The 14,756-nt window shown below is 54.1% G+C and carries 12 protein-coding genes, 1 pseudogene and 1 other annotated feature; of the genes and pseudogenes, 7 read left to right on the plus strand and 6 right to left on the minus strand.

The annotated features are described in order from the left end of the window. Together thrA and thrL are read right to left on the minus strand one after the other, a co-directional pair. On the minus strand, window positions 1-2,460 hold the full coding sequence (thrA, locus tag GTU79_RS23475) for a bifunctional aspartate kinase/homoserine dehydrogenase I (RefSeq protein ID WP_203523924.1): 2,460 nt from the start codon (window positions 2,458-2,460) through the stop codon (window positions 1-3). A gap of 26 nt (window positions 2,461-2,486) precedes the next feature. Continuing rightward, window positions 2,487-2,604 (minus strand) — a sequence feature (Thr leader region). Further along, window positions 2,543-2,611, minus strand: a complete 69-nt coding sequence (thrL, locus tag GTU79_RS31600) for a thr operon leader peptide (protein ID WP_132928007.1) — start codon at window positions 2,609-2,611, stop codon at window positions 2,543-2,545. It overlaps the preceding feature by 62 nt. 947 nt (window positions 2,612-3,558) lie before the next feature. Between thrL and arcA the strand changes: the two genes are divergently transcribed. Beyond that, window positions 3,559-4,275, plus strand: coding sequence for a two-component system response regulator ArcA (gene arcA, locus GTU79_RS23485; RefSeq protein ID WP_132925870.1), 717 nt, complete (start codon window positions 3,559-3,561; stop codon window positions 4,273-4,275). Window positions 4,276-4,339: 64 nt separating this feature from the next. Here the strand turns inward: arcA and creA are convergent, their stop codons facing one another. Further along, on the minus strand, window positions 4,340-4,822 hold the full coding sequence (creA, locus tag GTU79_RS23490; RefSeq protein WP_214513417.1) for a protein CreA: 483 nt from the start codon (window positions 4,820-4,822) through the stop codon (window positions 4,340-4,342). 382 nt (window positions 4,823-5,204) lie between these two features. Between creA and robA the strand changes: the two genes are divergently transcribed. After that, complete coding sequence (gene robA / locus GTU79_RS23495) at window positions 5,205-6,074, plus strand: MDR efflux pump AcrAB transcriptional activator RobA (RefSeq protein ID WP_132925866.1); 870 nt, start codon at window positions 5,205-5,207, stop codon at window positions 6,072-6,074. Here the strand turns inward: robA and gpmB are convergent. Then, entirely contained in the window at window positions 6,071-6,718 is a 648-nt protein-coding gene (gene gpmB, locus GTU79_RS23500; RefSeq protein ID WP_203523925.1) for a 2,3-diphosphoglycerate-dependent phosphoglycerate mutase GpmB, read from the minus strand. The genes robA and gpmB overlap by 4 nt on opposite strands. Before the next feature lie 50 nt (window positions 6,719-6,768). Here gpmB and yjjX point away from each other — a divergent pair, with 50 nt between their 5' ends. Beyond that, window positions 6,769-7,305 carry an inosine/xanthosine triphosphatase gene (gene yjjX, locus GTU79_RS23505; RefSeq protein ID WP_132925862.1) on the plus strand — a complete coding sequence of 179 codons (537 nt, stop codon included), beginning with the start codon at window positions 6,769-6,771 and terminating at the stop codon, window positions 7,303-7,305. 75 nt (window positions 7,306-7,380) lie between these two features. On the opposite strand, the gene trpR is transcribed toward yjjX, so the two are convergent. Then, window positions 7,381-7,710, minus strand: a complete 330-nt coding sequence (gene trpR, locus GTU79_RS23510) for a trp operon repressor (protein ID WP_132925860.1) — start codon at window positions 7,708-7,710, stop codon at window positions 7,381-7,383. A gap of 55 nt (window positions 7,711-7,765) precedes the next feature. Beyond that, window positions 7,766-9,685, minus strand: coding sequence for a murein transglycosylase (gene sltY / locus GTU79_RS23515; RefSeq protein WP_203524055.1), 1,920 nt, complete (start codon window positions 9,683-9,685; stop codon window positions 7,766-7,768). A gap of 403 nt (window positions 9,686-10,088) precedes the next feature. Here sltY and GTU79_RS23520 point away from each other — a divergent pair. From GTU79_RS23520 to ettA, 4 genes and pseudogenes are all read left to right on the plus strand, one after another. Next, window positions 10,089-11,038, plus strand: a pseudogene (locus GTU79_RS23520) (glycosyltransferase family 2 protein). A gap of 171 nt (window positions 11,039-11,209) precedes the next feature. Next, window positions 11,210-11,851 carry a hypothetical protein gene (locus GTU79_RS23525; protein ID WP_214513418.1) on the plus strand — a complete coding sequence of 214 codons (642 nt, stop codon included), beginning with the start codon at window positions 11,210-11,212 and terminating at the stop codon, window positions 11,849-11,851. A 163-nt stretch (window positions 11,852-12,014) separates the two neighbouring features. Next, window positions 12,015-12,860, plus strand: a complete 846-nt coding sequence (locus tag GTU79_RS23530; protein ID WP_214513419.1) for a YfhO family protein — start codon at window positions 12,015-12,017, stop codon at window positions 12,858-12,860. A 138-nt stretch (window positions 12,861-12,998) separates the two neighbouring features. Next, the gene (gene ettA, locus GTU79_RS23535; protein ID WP_214513420.1) at window positions 12,999-14,663 is read left to right on the plus strand and encodes an energy-dependent translational throttle protein EttA; all 1,665 of its coding nucleotides are present in this window, start codon (window positions 12,999-13,001) and stop codon (window positions 14,661-14,663) included. The last annotated feature ends 93 nt before the right edge of the window (window positions 14,664-14,756 follow it).

A 14,756-nucleotide genomic window follows, 5' to 3' on the forward strand; every position in this document is an offset into this window, starting at 1 on the left:
TTAAACTCCCAGCTTCCATGACAGCGTACGCAAAAGATCCGCAAAGACACCGGCGGCCGTTACTTCGTTGCCGGCGCCGTAACCGCGCAATACCAGCGGCAACGGTTGATAATAACGGGTGTAAAAGGCCAGTGCGTTTTCACCATCCTTCACTTTGTATAACGGATTATTACCGTCCACCGCGGCGATTCTCACCCGGCATCGGCCATCGTCGATACTGGCGACGTAACGCAACACCTTGCCCTCATCACGGGCCGCCGCCACTTTGGCGCCGAAGGCATCGTCAATCTCCGGCAGTCTGGCCATAAACGTCTCCACGTCGCCGCCGTCGTCAAACCCTTCCGGCAACACGGGCTCCACCTCCACATCCGCCAGTTCCAGCTGATGGCCGGCCTCACGGGCAAGGATCAGTAACTTACGCGCAACATCCGTACCTGACAAGTCATCCCGCGGATCGGGCTCGGTAAACCCCAGTTCTTTCGCCGCCAGCGTCGCGGCCGACAGCGACAGGCCTTCATCCAGTTTGCCGAAAATATAGGACAGGGATCCGGAAAGGATACCGGAAAACCGCGTCAATTCATCGCCGGCATTCAGCAGATTCTGTAAATTCTCGATCACCGGCAAACCGGCGCCGACGTTGGTATCGTAAAGGAATTTACGGCGCGATCCCGCCGCCGCCCCGCGCATTTGCCGGTAATACTGCATGGATGAGGTGTTGGCCTTTTTATTGGGGGTCACCACATGAAAACCGTCGGCCAGGAAATCGGCGTATTGATCGGCAATCGCCGCGCTGCTGGTGCAGTCAACGATAACCGGATTAAGCAGATGATACTCTTTCACCAGGCGGATAAGCCGTCCCAGATTAAAAGGCTCACGGGCCTGCGCCAGCTCCTCCTGCCAGCTATCCAGCGCGATGCCGTGGACATTGGTGAGCAGCGCCTTTGAATTGGCGATACCGCACACCCGCAGATCGATATGCTTCTCTTTAAGCCATTGGTGCTGGCGGCGGATTTGCTCCAGCAATGCGCCGGCAACCCCGCCCGAACCGATGACGAACACTTCGATAACCTGATCGGTATTGAACAGCATCTGGTGGGCGACACGCACCCCGGTGGTGGTAAGATCATTATCCACCACCACCGAGATAGACCGTTCGGACGAGCCCTGGGCGATGGCGATGATATTGATATTGGCCCGCGCCAGCGCCGCGAACAGCTTGGCGGACAGCCCGCGCTGAGTGCGCATCCCGTCGCCAATGACCGAAATGATCGCCAGTTTGTTCATAATATCCAGCGGTTCCAGCAGGCCGTCCTTAAGCTCCAGGTAGAACTCATCTTCCAGGGCCTTGCGGGCGCCGTTTAATTCGTTTTGCGGCACGCAGAAGCTGATGCTGTATTCCGACGAGGACTGGGTTATCAACACCACCGAACTGCCGGCGCGGGACATGGCGGCGAAAACCCGCGCGGCCATGCCGATCATCCCTTTCATGCCCGGACCGGATACGTTAATCATCGCCATATTATTAAGGTGCGTAATTCCCTTCACCGGATTGGACAGGTCCGGATCGGTACGGCCGATCAACGTTCCCGGCGCCTGCGGGTTTTCGGTATTTTTTATCAGACAGGGAATCTGGAAGCGGGCGATGGGGGCAATGGTGCGGGGATGCAGCACCTTGGCGCCGAAGTAGGAGAGCTCCATCGCCTCCTGATAGGACATGGATTTCAGCAGGCGCGCATCCGGCACCTGGCGCGGATCGCAGGTATAAACCCCGTCCACGTCGGTCCATATTTCACAGCAATCGGCGCGCAGACAGGCGGCCAATACCGCGGCGGAATAGTCGGAGCCGTTACGCCCCAGCACCACCAGTTCCCCTTTCTCGTTGCCGGCGGTAAAACCGGCCATCAGAATAATATGATCCGGCGGGATAGCGGCATCATTGATACGCCGGGTGGATTCCACGATGTCTACGGTGGATTCCAGGAATCCGCCCTGTGCCAGCAGCTTCTCCACCGGATTGATGACCGTCACGGCAAAACTGCGGGCGATAAATACCGCCTCCATAATGGCGATAGACAGCTTTTCACCGCGGCAAATGATGGCGGCGTTGATGCTGTCGGGGCACTGCTTGAGCAGGCTGATGCCGTGCAGCAACTGTTTGATTTGGGCGAATTCCTGCTCCACCAATATCCGTAAAGCGATGTAATCGAGCCCTCGCTGCGTCTGGGACAAACCCAGCAGCAGGTCGGCGAAGATCTGTTCGGCATCATGCATGGTGGGCTGGATATCCATGCCGGCGAGCGTCTTTTCGATCATCGAAACCAGATGGTTGGTGATTTTGGCGGGTGCGGAAAGCACCGTGGCGACCTGTCCCTGCCCTGCATTGCTTTCAATGATATCGGCCACCCGGCTGAACCGCTCAGCGTTGGCCACCGAGGTACCACCGAATTTCAGTACTCGCATTTGTTTTTTTCTCCTGAATTGAAGCTTAAAAAAAAGCCCGCACTGTCAAGGTGCGGGCTTTTTTCTGTTTATCCTGTATGCGTCAGCCCGCACCGCTACCTGTGGTATCGGTGGTGGTAATAATAATGGTGCTCGGGCTGATAGTGCGCATGTATGGAACAATCTATAGTATTTTTCTATGCCCTATTGGTTAAAGCAATCAGGCTATAAAGTCAATTTTATTTTGTGTTTGCTGCTTTATTGCACAGCATCATCCACCTTATTTTTACCCGCCATTTTGATTAATTAGCCGGTAAAATAGTTAATAACATCATTTGATACAGTTTTATACACCACAAAATGGCGCGAATCGGCATCATAGGCTACGAATGATTTTCTGTAGCCTGCGGCAAAGAATTCGGGAGAGGCGGAAACGTGCCCGGCCCGTCGCGCGATAAAACCAATCCCGGCGCCGGTAAGATGTCGCCCGCCTGAGCATGGCAAGAACATTGAAGCGGGGACGCTATTTTACCTGGCGGCAGCGCGCTGAAATGAGCCGGGACAGCAGTCACAGGATATTAACAATGGAACGGACCGGGGCATAACGGCAAAATGGCTGACTCGTCCTTCACAGGCAGGTAATGGCCGTATATAAGAAAAAATTATCACATGTCTTTCTTTTTCAGCCAGTTATTTTGAGTCCATTTTAGATTTCATTGCCTAGGGCATAAGGCTTGATACACTCAGCTGAATCGAGGATATTCCCCTGAGGAAAGTTATCGAATATGCTGGTATATAAAGGAATTCCCCTTAATGCATTTAATGTTTGTCGGTAATTTGATATATGTCAGCAAAATGAAATTTTCTTGAGTGTTAAATTCGGTTAGCACTGTTATAGTGTTGTTAATAAGGGTAAGCTATAGGGCATTTGAGCTTGAGAAAAGCGGCCCAGAATCAGGTTAGCGGTGCCAAGGTTTATCCAAAGTTAATCACCTGGAGCACGTTTATGTACTTTAGCCTCATCGCACAGGGGTTTGGCGTTATTCTCCTGGCCATGATGAAGATGACCGCGGCTTTTGTACTTCCTCTTTCAATTTGTTGGTAATTTAGGTAGCAAACATGCAGACCCCGCACATTCTTATTGTTGAAGATGAGTCAGTCACCCGCAATACCCTCAAAAGCATTTTCGAAGCCGAGGGCTATATGGTTCATGAAGCCACCGACGGTGCAGAGATGCATCAGGTTCTGTCGGAAAACGACATCAATCTGGTCATCATGGATATCAACCTGCCGGGTAAAAATGGTTTACTGCTGGCCCGGGAATTACGGGAGCATGCGAGTGTCGCGCTGATGTTTTTAACCGGACGCGATAATGAAGTGGATAAAATTCTCGGTTTGGAAATCGGCGCCGACGATTATATTACCAAGCCGTTCAATCCGCGGGAACTCACCATCCGCGCACGTAATCTGTTGTCGCGCACCATGAACCTTGGCAGCGGCGGCGAAGAGCGCAAGCTGGTGGAAAGCTATAAGTTCAACGGATGGGAACTTGATATCAATAGCCGTTCATTGTTAAGCCCCAACGGCGATCACTATAAACTCCCCCGTAGCGAATTTCGCGCCATGCTGCACTTCTGCGAAAATCCGGGCAAAATCCAGTCCCGCGCCGAACTGTTGAAAAAGATGACCGGCCGCGAACTCAAAGCCCACGATCGCACCGTCGATGTCACCATCAGACGCATTCGCAAACATTTCGAATCTACCCCCGATACGCCGGAAATCATCGCCACCATTCATGGCGAAGGCTATCGTTTTTGCGGCGATCTGGAAGAATAGCCTTGGCGTTCCCGTCCTAATACCGGACGCGGGCGACCGCCGCCGGTGTTACGACGGCTTTGCCTTAAGGATGCTGTGTGGACCATGGGATAATCGGTACCGCGCTCAGGGCGTTTTTCGGCGACCCGTCAACCACCCGGTCAGAATATGACAGGTAGACCAGTGCATTACGTTTTGCATCATAAAAACGAACCACCTGCAACCGCTTGAATATCAGCGACGTACGCTTTTGAAAGACCACGCTACTCGATTCCTTACCGTTCTTGATTTCATCCGTCAGGGTAATCGGTCCGACCTGCTGGCAGGAAATCGCCGCATCGGACGTATCCTCGGCCAGGCCCAGACCGCCCTTGATACCGCCCGTTTTAGCGCGGCTGAGATAACAGGTAACATTTTTGACGTCGGGATCGTCAAACGCTTCCACCACAATCTTATGGTCCGGACCGAAGAGTTTGAATACCGTGTCCACCGAACCGACTTCTTCGGAACGGGCGACGCTTGAACCCAGCAGGCTGAGGAATAATGCCGATAACAACAATTTTTTCATGGGATTAGGCTTCTTTATCTGGTTGATGCTGCCCTATGGCAGGCTTTTTTGACGTTGTCACTGTACTGCTAACATGGCTCAGAATAATAAGCTAATAAATCTTTGACGATCTATGTGCAAAAAAATTGGTATCATGCGTCAACTTTTTAATTTTCTCGCCCTAAACCCTATTTATGCCGAGTTGCAGCAAGGCGGCGAAATCGTGACAAATCTGTTCGAACAGATTTGAACAGCGCTTGCGCCGGCCCGCAAGGGTGAACCTCAGATAAGAGGTTCATCATCCCCAGGAGCTTAGGTGACTAAGCGACTGGGGTGAGCGAGTGCAGCCAGCACAGCTGCGGCTTGGAAGATGAAGGGTATAAACGCTTTTTGAGGATGATCTATGGATCAAGCCGGTATAATACGTGATCTGTTAAGCTGGTTGGAGGGCCATTTGGACCAGCCGTTGTCCCTGGACAATGTCGCCGCGAAAGCAGGTTATTCCAAATGGCATTTGCAGCGGATGTTTAAAGAAGTAACAGGTCATGCAATCGGTGCGTACATCAGAGCCCGCAGACTATCCAAAGCGGCGGTGGCGTTACGCCTTACCAGCCGGCCTATCCTGGATATTGCTCTGCAATATCGCTTCGATTCGCAACAAACCTTTACCCGGGCGTTCAAAAAACAGTTTATTCAGACGCCGGCATTGTATCGCCGCTCGGAAGAGTGGGATTCCAGCGGCATTCGCCCCCCGATCCGGCTGGAGAAGTATGAGATGCCCACGCCGGAGTTCATTGTCTTGCCGCCGATGCATTTGGTGGGAATGACCCAAAGCTACTCCTGTACCCTGGAGCAAATCAGCTCCTTTCGCAGCGAGCTGCGTATCCACTTCTGGCGGCAATATCTGGGGGAGGCGAAATGCATCCCGCCGATACTGTATGGTTTGCATCACTCCCGTCCCAGCCATGAAAAGGATGATGAACAGGAGGTCCTTTACACTACCGCCATCGAGCCGCAGGACGTGCCGGAAAACATACTGAGCGGGCAACCTATCGACCTGGAGGGCGGCGACTATGCCCAGTTCATTTATGAAGGACCGGCGGACGGTTTGCAAAGCTTTATTCTAGCCTTATACGGCACCTGCCTGCCGACGCTGAGGATGACCCGGCGCAAAGGTCATGACATAGAGCGGTTCTATCCGCAAGAACGCGCGCCGGATGCGCCACGGCCCCTTTCCATACGGTGCGAATATCTGATCCCGGTCCGGCGCTAACGCTGAACCTCATCCAGCGCGGGCCTGTCCAGATGAGAGACATCGCCCGCGGTTTCCACCACCCAGCCGGGAGCAAGCCACGGGCTCTGCTGGTAATCCATGCGCGAGAGCGAGCAGTTACGCAGCCGCAGCCGGCGCTCCGCATAGGGGGGCAACCCCAGTACGGTACTGATAAGACAGCCCAGCGCCATGCCGTGACTCACCAGCAAAGGCAGGCTGCCCGGCGGTAAATCGCGGCAACCGTCCAGTACCGCCTGCATCCGCAGCGACAGCTCGGTCATCGACTCTCCCTGGGGAATACGACCGTCCGGCGTACCGTCCACCAGCTGTTTGCGCCAGCTCTCTTCTTCCGCGGTCAAGGTATCGATATCGCGCATTTCCAGTACGCCCATGTCCAGCTCCCGCAGGCGGGGATCCAGCAAAACATCGCAATTGCATGCCCGGGCGATAATTTCGGCGGTATGGCGTGTACGGCCAAGGTCGCTGCTGATAATATGAGTGATTCCTAATAACTTAGCGCGCTCAGCAACTTGCCGTGCCTGACGTTCGCCATTGGCGGTTAATATACTGTCGGACTGCCCCTGAATTCGGCGCAAGGCATTCCACTCTGTTTCGCCATGGCGAACAAGATAGACCTGTAACATGGTGTTTTTCCGTTATACTGCGTGAAAATGACTGGAGTAATAAAAACGATATGTTTCATGTTGTAGCTGCAACGACCAATCCGGCTAAAATCGATGCCATTGCCCAGGCCTTCAACGACACCTACGGGCTTGAAAGCTGCCGGGTGGAGGGGATAGATGTCGATAGCGGCGTGCCTTCCCAGCCGATGGGCAATATCGAAACGCGCAGCGGCGCGCGCAATCGGGTAATGGCCGCGCGCCAGGTTTGTCCCGAGGCTGATTTCTGGGTCGGCGTTGAGGCTGGTATTGAAGATAATATGACCTTTGCCTGGATGGTGATCGAAAATACGCATTTGCGGGGCGAATCGCGCTCTGCCAGTTTAATATTACCAGAAAGTATATTACAGGGAATCACCGAGGGGCGAGAATTGGGGCAGGAAATGGCGAGATTAACCGGAATAAAGGATATAAAACGTCAAGGCGGCGCGATCGGCGTGTTTACCGCCGGGAAACTGACCCGCAGCAGCGTCTATCATCAGGCGCTGATACTTGCGCTGGTTCCGTTTCACAACGATATTTACCAAATCCGCGGCCACCATCCGGAATAGCGCCCCGGCACTGTTTATGCCCGCAGAACGCCGATATTCCGGTCCGGCCCTGTTCCGATTCATTGAGGCAGGAAGCTATTCCGGTAATTCAAGCAAATGCCGTTTCAGCCAGCCTATCAATTCAGGCGACGCCGCTTTGAGGCTGTTGGAACCGCGAGTGATGGTGGCAATACCGGTGCCCAGTTCGTTTTTCAGCTCCCGCTGGCTCTTCTCCCCCGCCAAAAGCGCCCGGACGATTCGAATGCGCATACCTATCGCTTCCCGTTCGTCCGCGGTTAGCATGAGCTGTAATAACGGCACATGCACCCCATCGGCAAACGCCTGCCCCAGCAACGCGGCGAAATGCTGCCAGTCAGGATCCTGCTTTTCCTGGCCGGCTGAATCGGAATGTGATGTTTGGATCATATCGGACCGCCATACCCATTAACGAGTACAGCAGTCTATCCTATTTTTAAAGGATTCAGTAGCGCCGCTCCCACTCGGCATCGGTCAGCACCTTAGCCGGCTGCCGCAGGAAATAACGGTAAAAAACGTCGTACGCCAACACATTTTTCACATAACCGCGGGTTTCCGAAAAGGGGATGCTTTCAACGAACGCCACGGCGTCGATACGCCCGGCGCTATTGTCCAGCCAGGTGGTTACCCGCCCCGGACCGGCATTGTAAGCGGCACTAGACAGAATACGGTTGCGGCCGAACATTTGATACACATACTCCAGATAGGTAGTGCCCAAATTGATATTGGTTTGCGGATCCAGCAGCTGGCTTGGGTTGGTGTAACTGCCGATATTGAACATCTGGGCGGTATGCTTAGCGGTGACGGGCATCAGCTGCATCAGCCCGGCCGCGCCCACCGGCGACTGGGCTTTTGGGTTCCAGGCGCTCTCCTGGCGAGCAATGGCCATAGCGTAGCTCTGGCTGATGCCTTTGTCCTCCGTGGACTGGCGGAATTCATTGCTCCAGGCCAGGGGGAAGCGCTCCTCAAGATGATCCCAGAGTTTGCCCACGATAGTGGCCTGTACGCTCATGTCCGGCCACTGCTGCAAAAGGGCGTAGCGTGCCAGCCCCTCCTGCTGCGCCGGGCTCAGGCTGGCCACCAGGCCGCCCCATTCGTTCCTGGCCAGGTTGTCCATATTCCAATACATCAGCTCCCGCACCCGGGCAATTTCCGGCCGCTGCAGCAGCGCGGGATCCGGCGCAACCGCCGGGGCAACGTTAATCACATAATTCACCCCGAGCTTCTGCGCCGCCACCATGGGATAGAAGCCCCGTTCCTGCATCAAGGCCCGCAGGATGGATTCACCCTCGCTCCGGCGGCCCTTATCGAGCAATATCGACGCCCGCCAATAACGCCATTCATCCTTCTGGCCGGCGTCATCCGGCAATCGACCCAACCAGGCCGACACGCCTTGCTGGTCCCCCTGCCCCAGCGACATGCGGATACGGCGTTCCAGCAATGCCGTGGAATGACCGCGCAGTATGACATCATCCCGCCATTTGGCCTGTTCCGGCGTGGCATCGCTGCCCATCAGCCGCCAGGCGACGGCCTCCTCCATCTCCAACTGCTCCTCGGAACTCATTTTTTGCAGGCGGACCAGAGTAGACAGCATGGAGCGGGCATTTTCCACATCGTCCCGGGCCAAACGGGCAAAGGTAATGAGGGTGGCCTGACGGGTAAGATCGGTGGGACCCACGCTGCGGGCGAACCCTTCCAGAGTGGCGGGATTATCCTGCAACGCCGCCAGCGCCGCGCCCATGGTCTGATATTCAATAGGCAGCTGCTTGGACAGGTAATTCACCAGGCCGGTGTTGCCCTCTTGCATGGCCAGCCGCATACGCTCAAGCGTCGCCAACGGGCCGCGCTGGCCGGCTTGATCCCAGACGCCGAACAGCTTGTTGCAGCTGTCCGGCAGCGAATGGCCGTTGAGCCACAGCGCTTTGGCGCCGTCCCAGGCCGTCTGGAAATCGCCGGTGGCCCATTTGGCATAATAATAATTGCACCGCGCGGCCATAGGTCTGGGCGGCTGCGGACTGAACGCCAACAGGCTTTGCCAGTCCTGACGACGGGCCAGCTCATTAACGAAACGAGGGGCCAGGGAACGGGCCGGCGGCAAGGTGGGATTGGCATCGATAAAGGATTTGATCTCACCCATGTCCGCCTGGGATAAATCCTGCGTCAGCGCCCGGTATTGCAGATAGGGATAAAGGGGATAATCATGCAGGGTCGGCATCAGCTGCGACACCACATCCATCTGATTACCGTCCCAAGCCTGTTTAATCTGAAGATAGCGCTGACGCTGCGCGTCGATTGAATCCGCCCGCGCTAAGCCGGATACCGCCACCAGGCATACTACCGCGCTAAAGTATCGCCATCTGTCCACCTTGACCATTTCCTCTCTTTCCTCAAAAAAAGCCTTCATTTTTGCCCTGACGCCGGGCGCCGGCCAAACCGGCCGGACAATGACAAGATACCGATATAGCCACCATGCTAGCTAAGCGGCCCGGACTACGCCAGCGGCAGTCGCAACTATACCCTAAATAATCCGGGTTGCAGAAAGGCGATGAAGCACCGGTTCAATACCGCACCGGTATTATTTTCATTGCACGGCCTGGATCTCAGTAAAAATACCGATTTATGTCTATATTTTAAATCCTGCGAGCCATGGGTGGATAAGGGGGTGGACCCGAGGGCTTTTTCACCGGCGGTTGCCTGCCGTTTTTCTGGTTTGAATCCGCCGGCGCGGATTCATGTTTCCGAGCGTTTTCTATCAAGGTCAGTGAAGCGTGAGAATTTCTTTAGTGGTCCCCGTGTTAAACGAGGCAGCGACTATACGGATTTTTATCAGGCAGTAAGAGAGTTTGAACCATTACAACAATATGAAGTGGAAATTGTATTTATAAATGACGGCAGCACGGACAACACCAGGGAGATAGCGGACGAGCTGGCCGGTAACGATAAAAATGTCGTGTTGGTCAATTTCACCCGCAATTTTGGTAAAGAACCCGCACTTTTTGCCGGGCTTGAATTCGCTACCGGCGATGCGGTCATCCCTATTGACGTTGATTTGCAAGACCCCATAGACGTCATTCCCGAGATGATTCAAAAATGGCAGGCCGGTGCGGATATCGTATTGGCGAAACGCAAGGACAGATCTTCCGACGGTGCCCTGAAGCGAACCTCCGCCGAGTGGTTCTATAAACTGCATAATAAAATAAGCACCCCGAAAATTGAAGAAAACGTCGGGGATTTCCGCTTGATGTCCCGGGAAGTCGTGGACAACATCAAGCGTTTGCCGGAGCGCAACCTGTTTATGAAAGGCATACTTTCCTGGGTGGGCGGCAACGTAGCGGTGGTGGAGTATGTTCGCGCCGGCCGCGTAGCCGGAGCGTCCAAGTTCAACGGCTGGAAGCTATGGAACCTGGCCCTTGAAGGTATTACCAGCTTCTCCACCGTGCCGCTGCGCATCTGGACCTATCTCGGACTGGGGGTCGCCTCGCTGGCTTTATGTTATGCCATATGGATGATTATCGACAAGCTGGTGAACGGCAATCCGGTGCCGGGTTATCCGTCGCTTATGACGGCGATACTGTTTTTAGGCGGCATACAGCTTATCGGTATCGGCGTGCTGGGGGAATATATAGGCAGAATCTATATCGAGAGTAAAAGAAGGCCACGATACGTCCTCAAAAGCCCCTCTAAAGGCAGAGAAGAAGACACAAGCCTAAAGAATTAGACTATGCCCTAAATAGTTCGAGTTGCAGGAAGGCGGCGACGCAGCGAACCCCAGGAGCTTACCGAGGTAAGTGACTGGGGTGAGAAAGGAAAGCCAATGCACCTGCAACTTGAAGTATGACGGGTATAACACCGTTTGGTAATGACCGGTCCTGCCACAGGGTAGCGTTCCATGAAAAACAAAAACAACTTTGCTCTAATTATACTCAATTTAATTATATTTTTTATACTTTGTTACGCCCTGCTCCAAAATGGCATTTGGCGAGGTCACGACTGGCTGGCGCATTTCCAAAGATTGATCTCGTTGAACGAGGAATTGGACGCCCAACAATTCCCCCCGTTATTTAATTACTGGCTGCCAGGGCAATTCGGCTACTCCTGGCAGCTTTTTTACCCGCCCCTGACCTCATTTTTATTTTTGCTGGCGAGAATCATTACCTTTAATAGTACCGATAATATCCTGCAGATGAAAATCGTGCTGTTTATTATTTTTGTGATTGCGTTTATTTGTGCCTTTTATGCAGGGAAAAGAGAACATAACTCATCCGCGGCCGGGTATCTATGTACGATCCTGTTTATCACGTCAGGGTATTTTTTAACCAATATTTTCATCCGGTTCGCGCTGGGTGAAATGTTGGCCATGGCCTTCATGCCCTGTTCCTCAGAGGATGCAGTTCGCTGCTGGGGACCGCAGGGATATCTGGCTGATACCCTTCAGCGCGTTGGCAATTGCCTTGTCCAATATGCCCAGCCTGATCGTTACCGCTATTTTCTTTTTACTGTTTTTTATAATCAATATCAAAAGGCTCATTAACCGGATCAATATCAGATTTTTTTTGGAATCACTGATCTGCTTCATGGCGCTGAGCGCATTTTATTGGATACCGCTGCTATATCATATGCGGCATTCGGATATTTTCGCCACTCACGCTAAATTGCTTAGCTATGAAGATGTATTCCGATTCAGCAGCGTCATCATGGAAAATCTGTTTTCCCTGCCGTCAAAATTCGGCGTATCCAATCACGGCATGTACCTTTCGGTGGGCGTTATCCAGCTTCTCATCGCCATCGGTTATCTATGCTACGGCCGCTCTGCCCCGGCCAAAAAAGTCATCCTGGTTGCGCTGTTTTTCATCCTGGCCGCAACCCACCTGCTACCCTGGTATCTACTGCCGGATCGTTTCTCCTTCCTGAAAATCATGCAGTTCCCCTGGCGTCTGCTCTCCTGCGCCACGGCCATCGTCGCCCTTTTCACTTCGGGAATGCTGGCCGGCATATGGCAACGCCGGCCGCTGGCCATCCTCTTAGTGGCGGCATTATGCATCGCATCCATGTTTTTCCCGATGAATCAAGCGCTGACCGAGCGCCATACCCGGCTTGAGCATATGGGGCTATGGGATGATTATCTCAATAACAGCAATATTCGCGAGGATAACTTTGCCCATCTCTATAACAATGACTTCGCCTATTTCGCCAATAAAAACGCGTCAATAACCACCACCGGCTATACCGACGGCTACCCAGACATGATTATCACCGTGCGGGGAGAACAAACCGTGACGTTACCCTACATCATGTATGCCGGCTATTATCTGCTGGTGGACGATAAAAAAACCGACGTCAGCCGGCTCGATAACGGTTTGGTGGGGGTAAAACTTACCGACGGCGAGCATCGGGTCAGCCTGCTCTATGAGCGAAATATTGTCGTTGTGCCGATGATGGTTAGCATCATTTCCTTTTTTATTATTTCATTCATAATTATATTCCGTCATAGGCACGTTATACGTATCCGTATGTTTTCACAACGTTTTTTACCTTTTTAAAATGGGTATGGCGTACTTACCGTGCTAACGGGCGAGGATCGCTGGGATCGCGCCCTAAAACCGGCTAAACTGCCCCAAACATGCTCCGCATAAGCAGAGGAGCATATACCCTATGAGTTGAAAGAGGCTTATAACAACGTGGCTCAATACGTCTATACCATGCACCGCGTCGGCAAAATCGTACCGCCGAAACGCCATATTCTTAAAGATATTTCGCTAAGCTTCTTCCCGGGAGCCAAAATCGGCGTGCTGGGTTTGAACGGCGCGGGTAAATCCACCCTGTTGCGCATCATGGCGGGCATCGACACCGATATCGAAGGCGAAGCCCCGCCCCAGGCGGGCATCAATATAGGTTACCTGTCGCAGGAACCGCAGCTGGATCTGGAGAAGACCGTGCGGGAAGAAATCGAAGCGGCGGTGAAAGAAGTGAAAAATGCTCTGACCCGTCTGGACGCGGTTTACGCCGCCTATGCGGAGCCGGATGCGGATTTCGACAAGCTGGCGAAAGAGCAGGGAGAACTGGAAGCCGTTATCCAGGCCCATGACGGCCATAATCTGGATAATCAGCTTGAGCGCGCCGCCGACGCCCTTCGCCTGCCGCCCTGGGATGCAAAAATCGGCACGCTTTCCGGCGGCGAGCGGCGCCGCGTGGCCATCTGCCGGCTGCTGCTGGAAAAACCGGACATGCTGCTGCTGGACGAACCCACCAACCATCTTGATGCCGAGTCGGTGGCCTGGCTGGAACGGTTCCTGCACGACTATGAAGGCACGGTAGTGGCGATTACCCATGACCGTTATTTCCTGGACAATGTCGCCGGCTGGATTCTGGAGCTGGACCGGGGCGAAGGCATTCCCTGGGAAGGCAACTACTCTTCCTGGCTGGAGCAGAAGGACCAGCGTCTGGCGCAGGAAGCCTCGTCGGAAGCCGCGCGTCGCAAATCCATCGAGAAAGAGCTGGAGTGGGTGCGTTCCAACGCCAAAGGCCGCCAGTCCAAAGGCAAAGCGCGGCTGGCTCGTTTTGAAGAGCTCAACAGCGTGGAGTACCAGAAACGCAACGAAACCAGCGAACTGTTTATTCCACCCGGCCCGCGCCTGGGGGATAAAGTGCTGGAAGTGCAAAACCTCAGGAAATCCTACGGCGATCGGCTGTTGATTGACGATTTGACGTTCTCGGTGCCCAAGGGAGCCATTGTCGGCATTATCGGCCCCAACGGCGCGGGTAAATCCACCCTGTTCCGCATACTGTCCGGCAAAGAGCAGCCGGACGCCGGTACCGTGACCCTGGGGGATACGGTGGTGCTGGCTTCGGTGGATCAATTCCGCGACAGCATGGACAACAGCAAGACGGTTTGGGAAGAAGTGTCGGGCGGCCAGGACATTATGCGCATCGGCAATTTTGAGTTGCCGAGCCGCGCGTACGTCGGCCGGTTCAATTTCAAAGGAATCGATCAGGGCAAACGCATCGGCGAGCTGTCCGGCGGTGAACGCGGCCGGGTACATCTGGCCAAGCTGCTGCAGGTGGGCGGCAATATGCTGCTGCTGGATGAACCCACCAACGACCTGGATGTGGAAACCCTGCGCGCCCTGGAAAACGCCCTGCTGGAATTCCCCGGCTGCGCCCTGGTTATCTCCCATGACCGCTGGTTCCTCGACAGGGTCGCCACCCATATCATCGATTATCAGGATGAGGGCAAGATCGAATTCTTCGAAGGCAACTTTACCGAATACGAAGAATACAAAAAACGCACCCTGGGTGCCGAGGCACTGCAACCTCACCGCATCAAATACAAGAAGATGGCCTGAGGCCGGGCCGGCCGGGGAGCGGCTTCAACGCTTCCCGTGCCCATTGCGCCGACTTCAATCTATGCCCTGAATCCGGTTGCGCCGGGGAGCGGC

Origin of the sequence: Sodalis ligni (assembly GCF_016865525.2) — a bacterium.
Lineage (GTDB): Bacteria > Pseudomonadota > Gammaproteobacteria > Enterobacterales > Enterobacteriaceae > Acerihabitans > Acerihabitans ligni.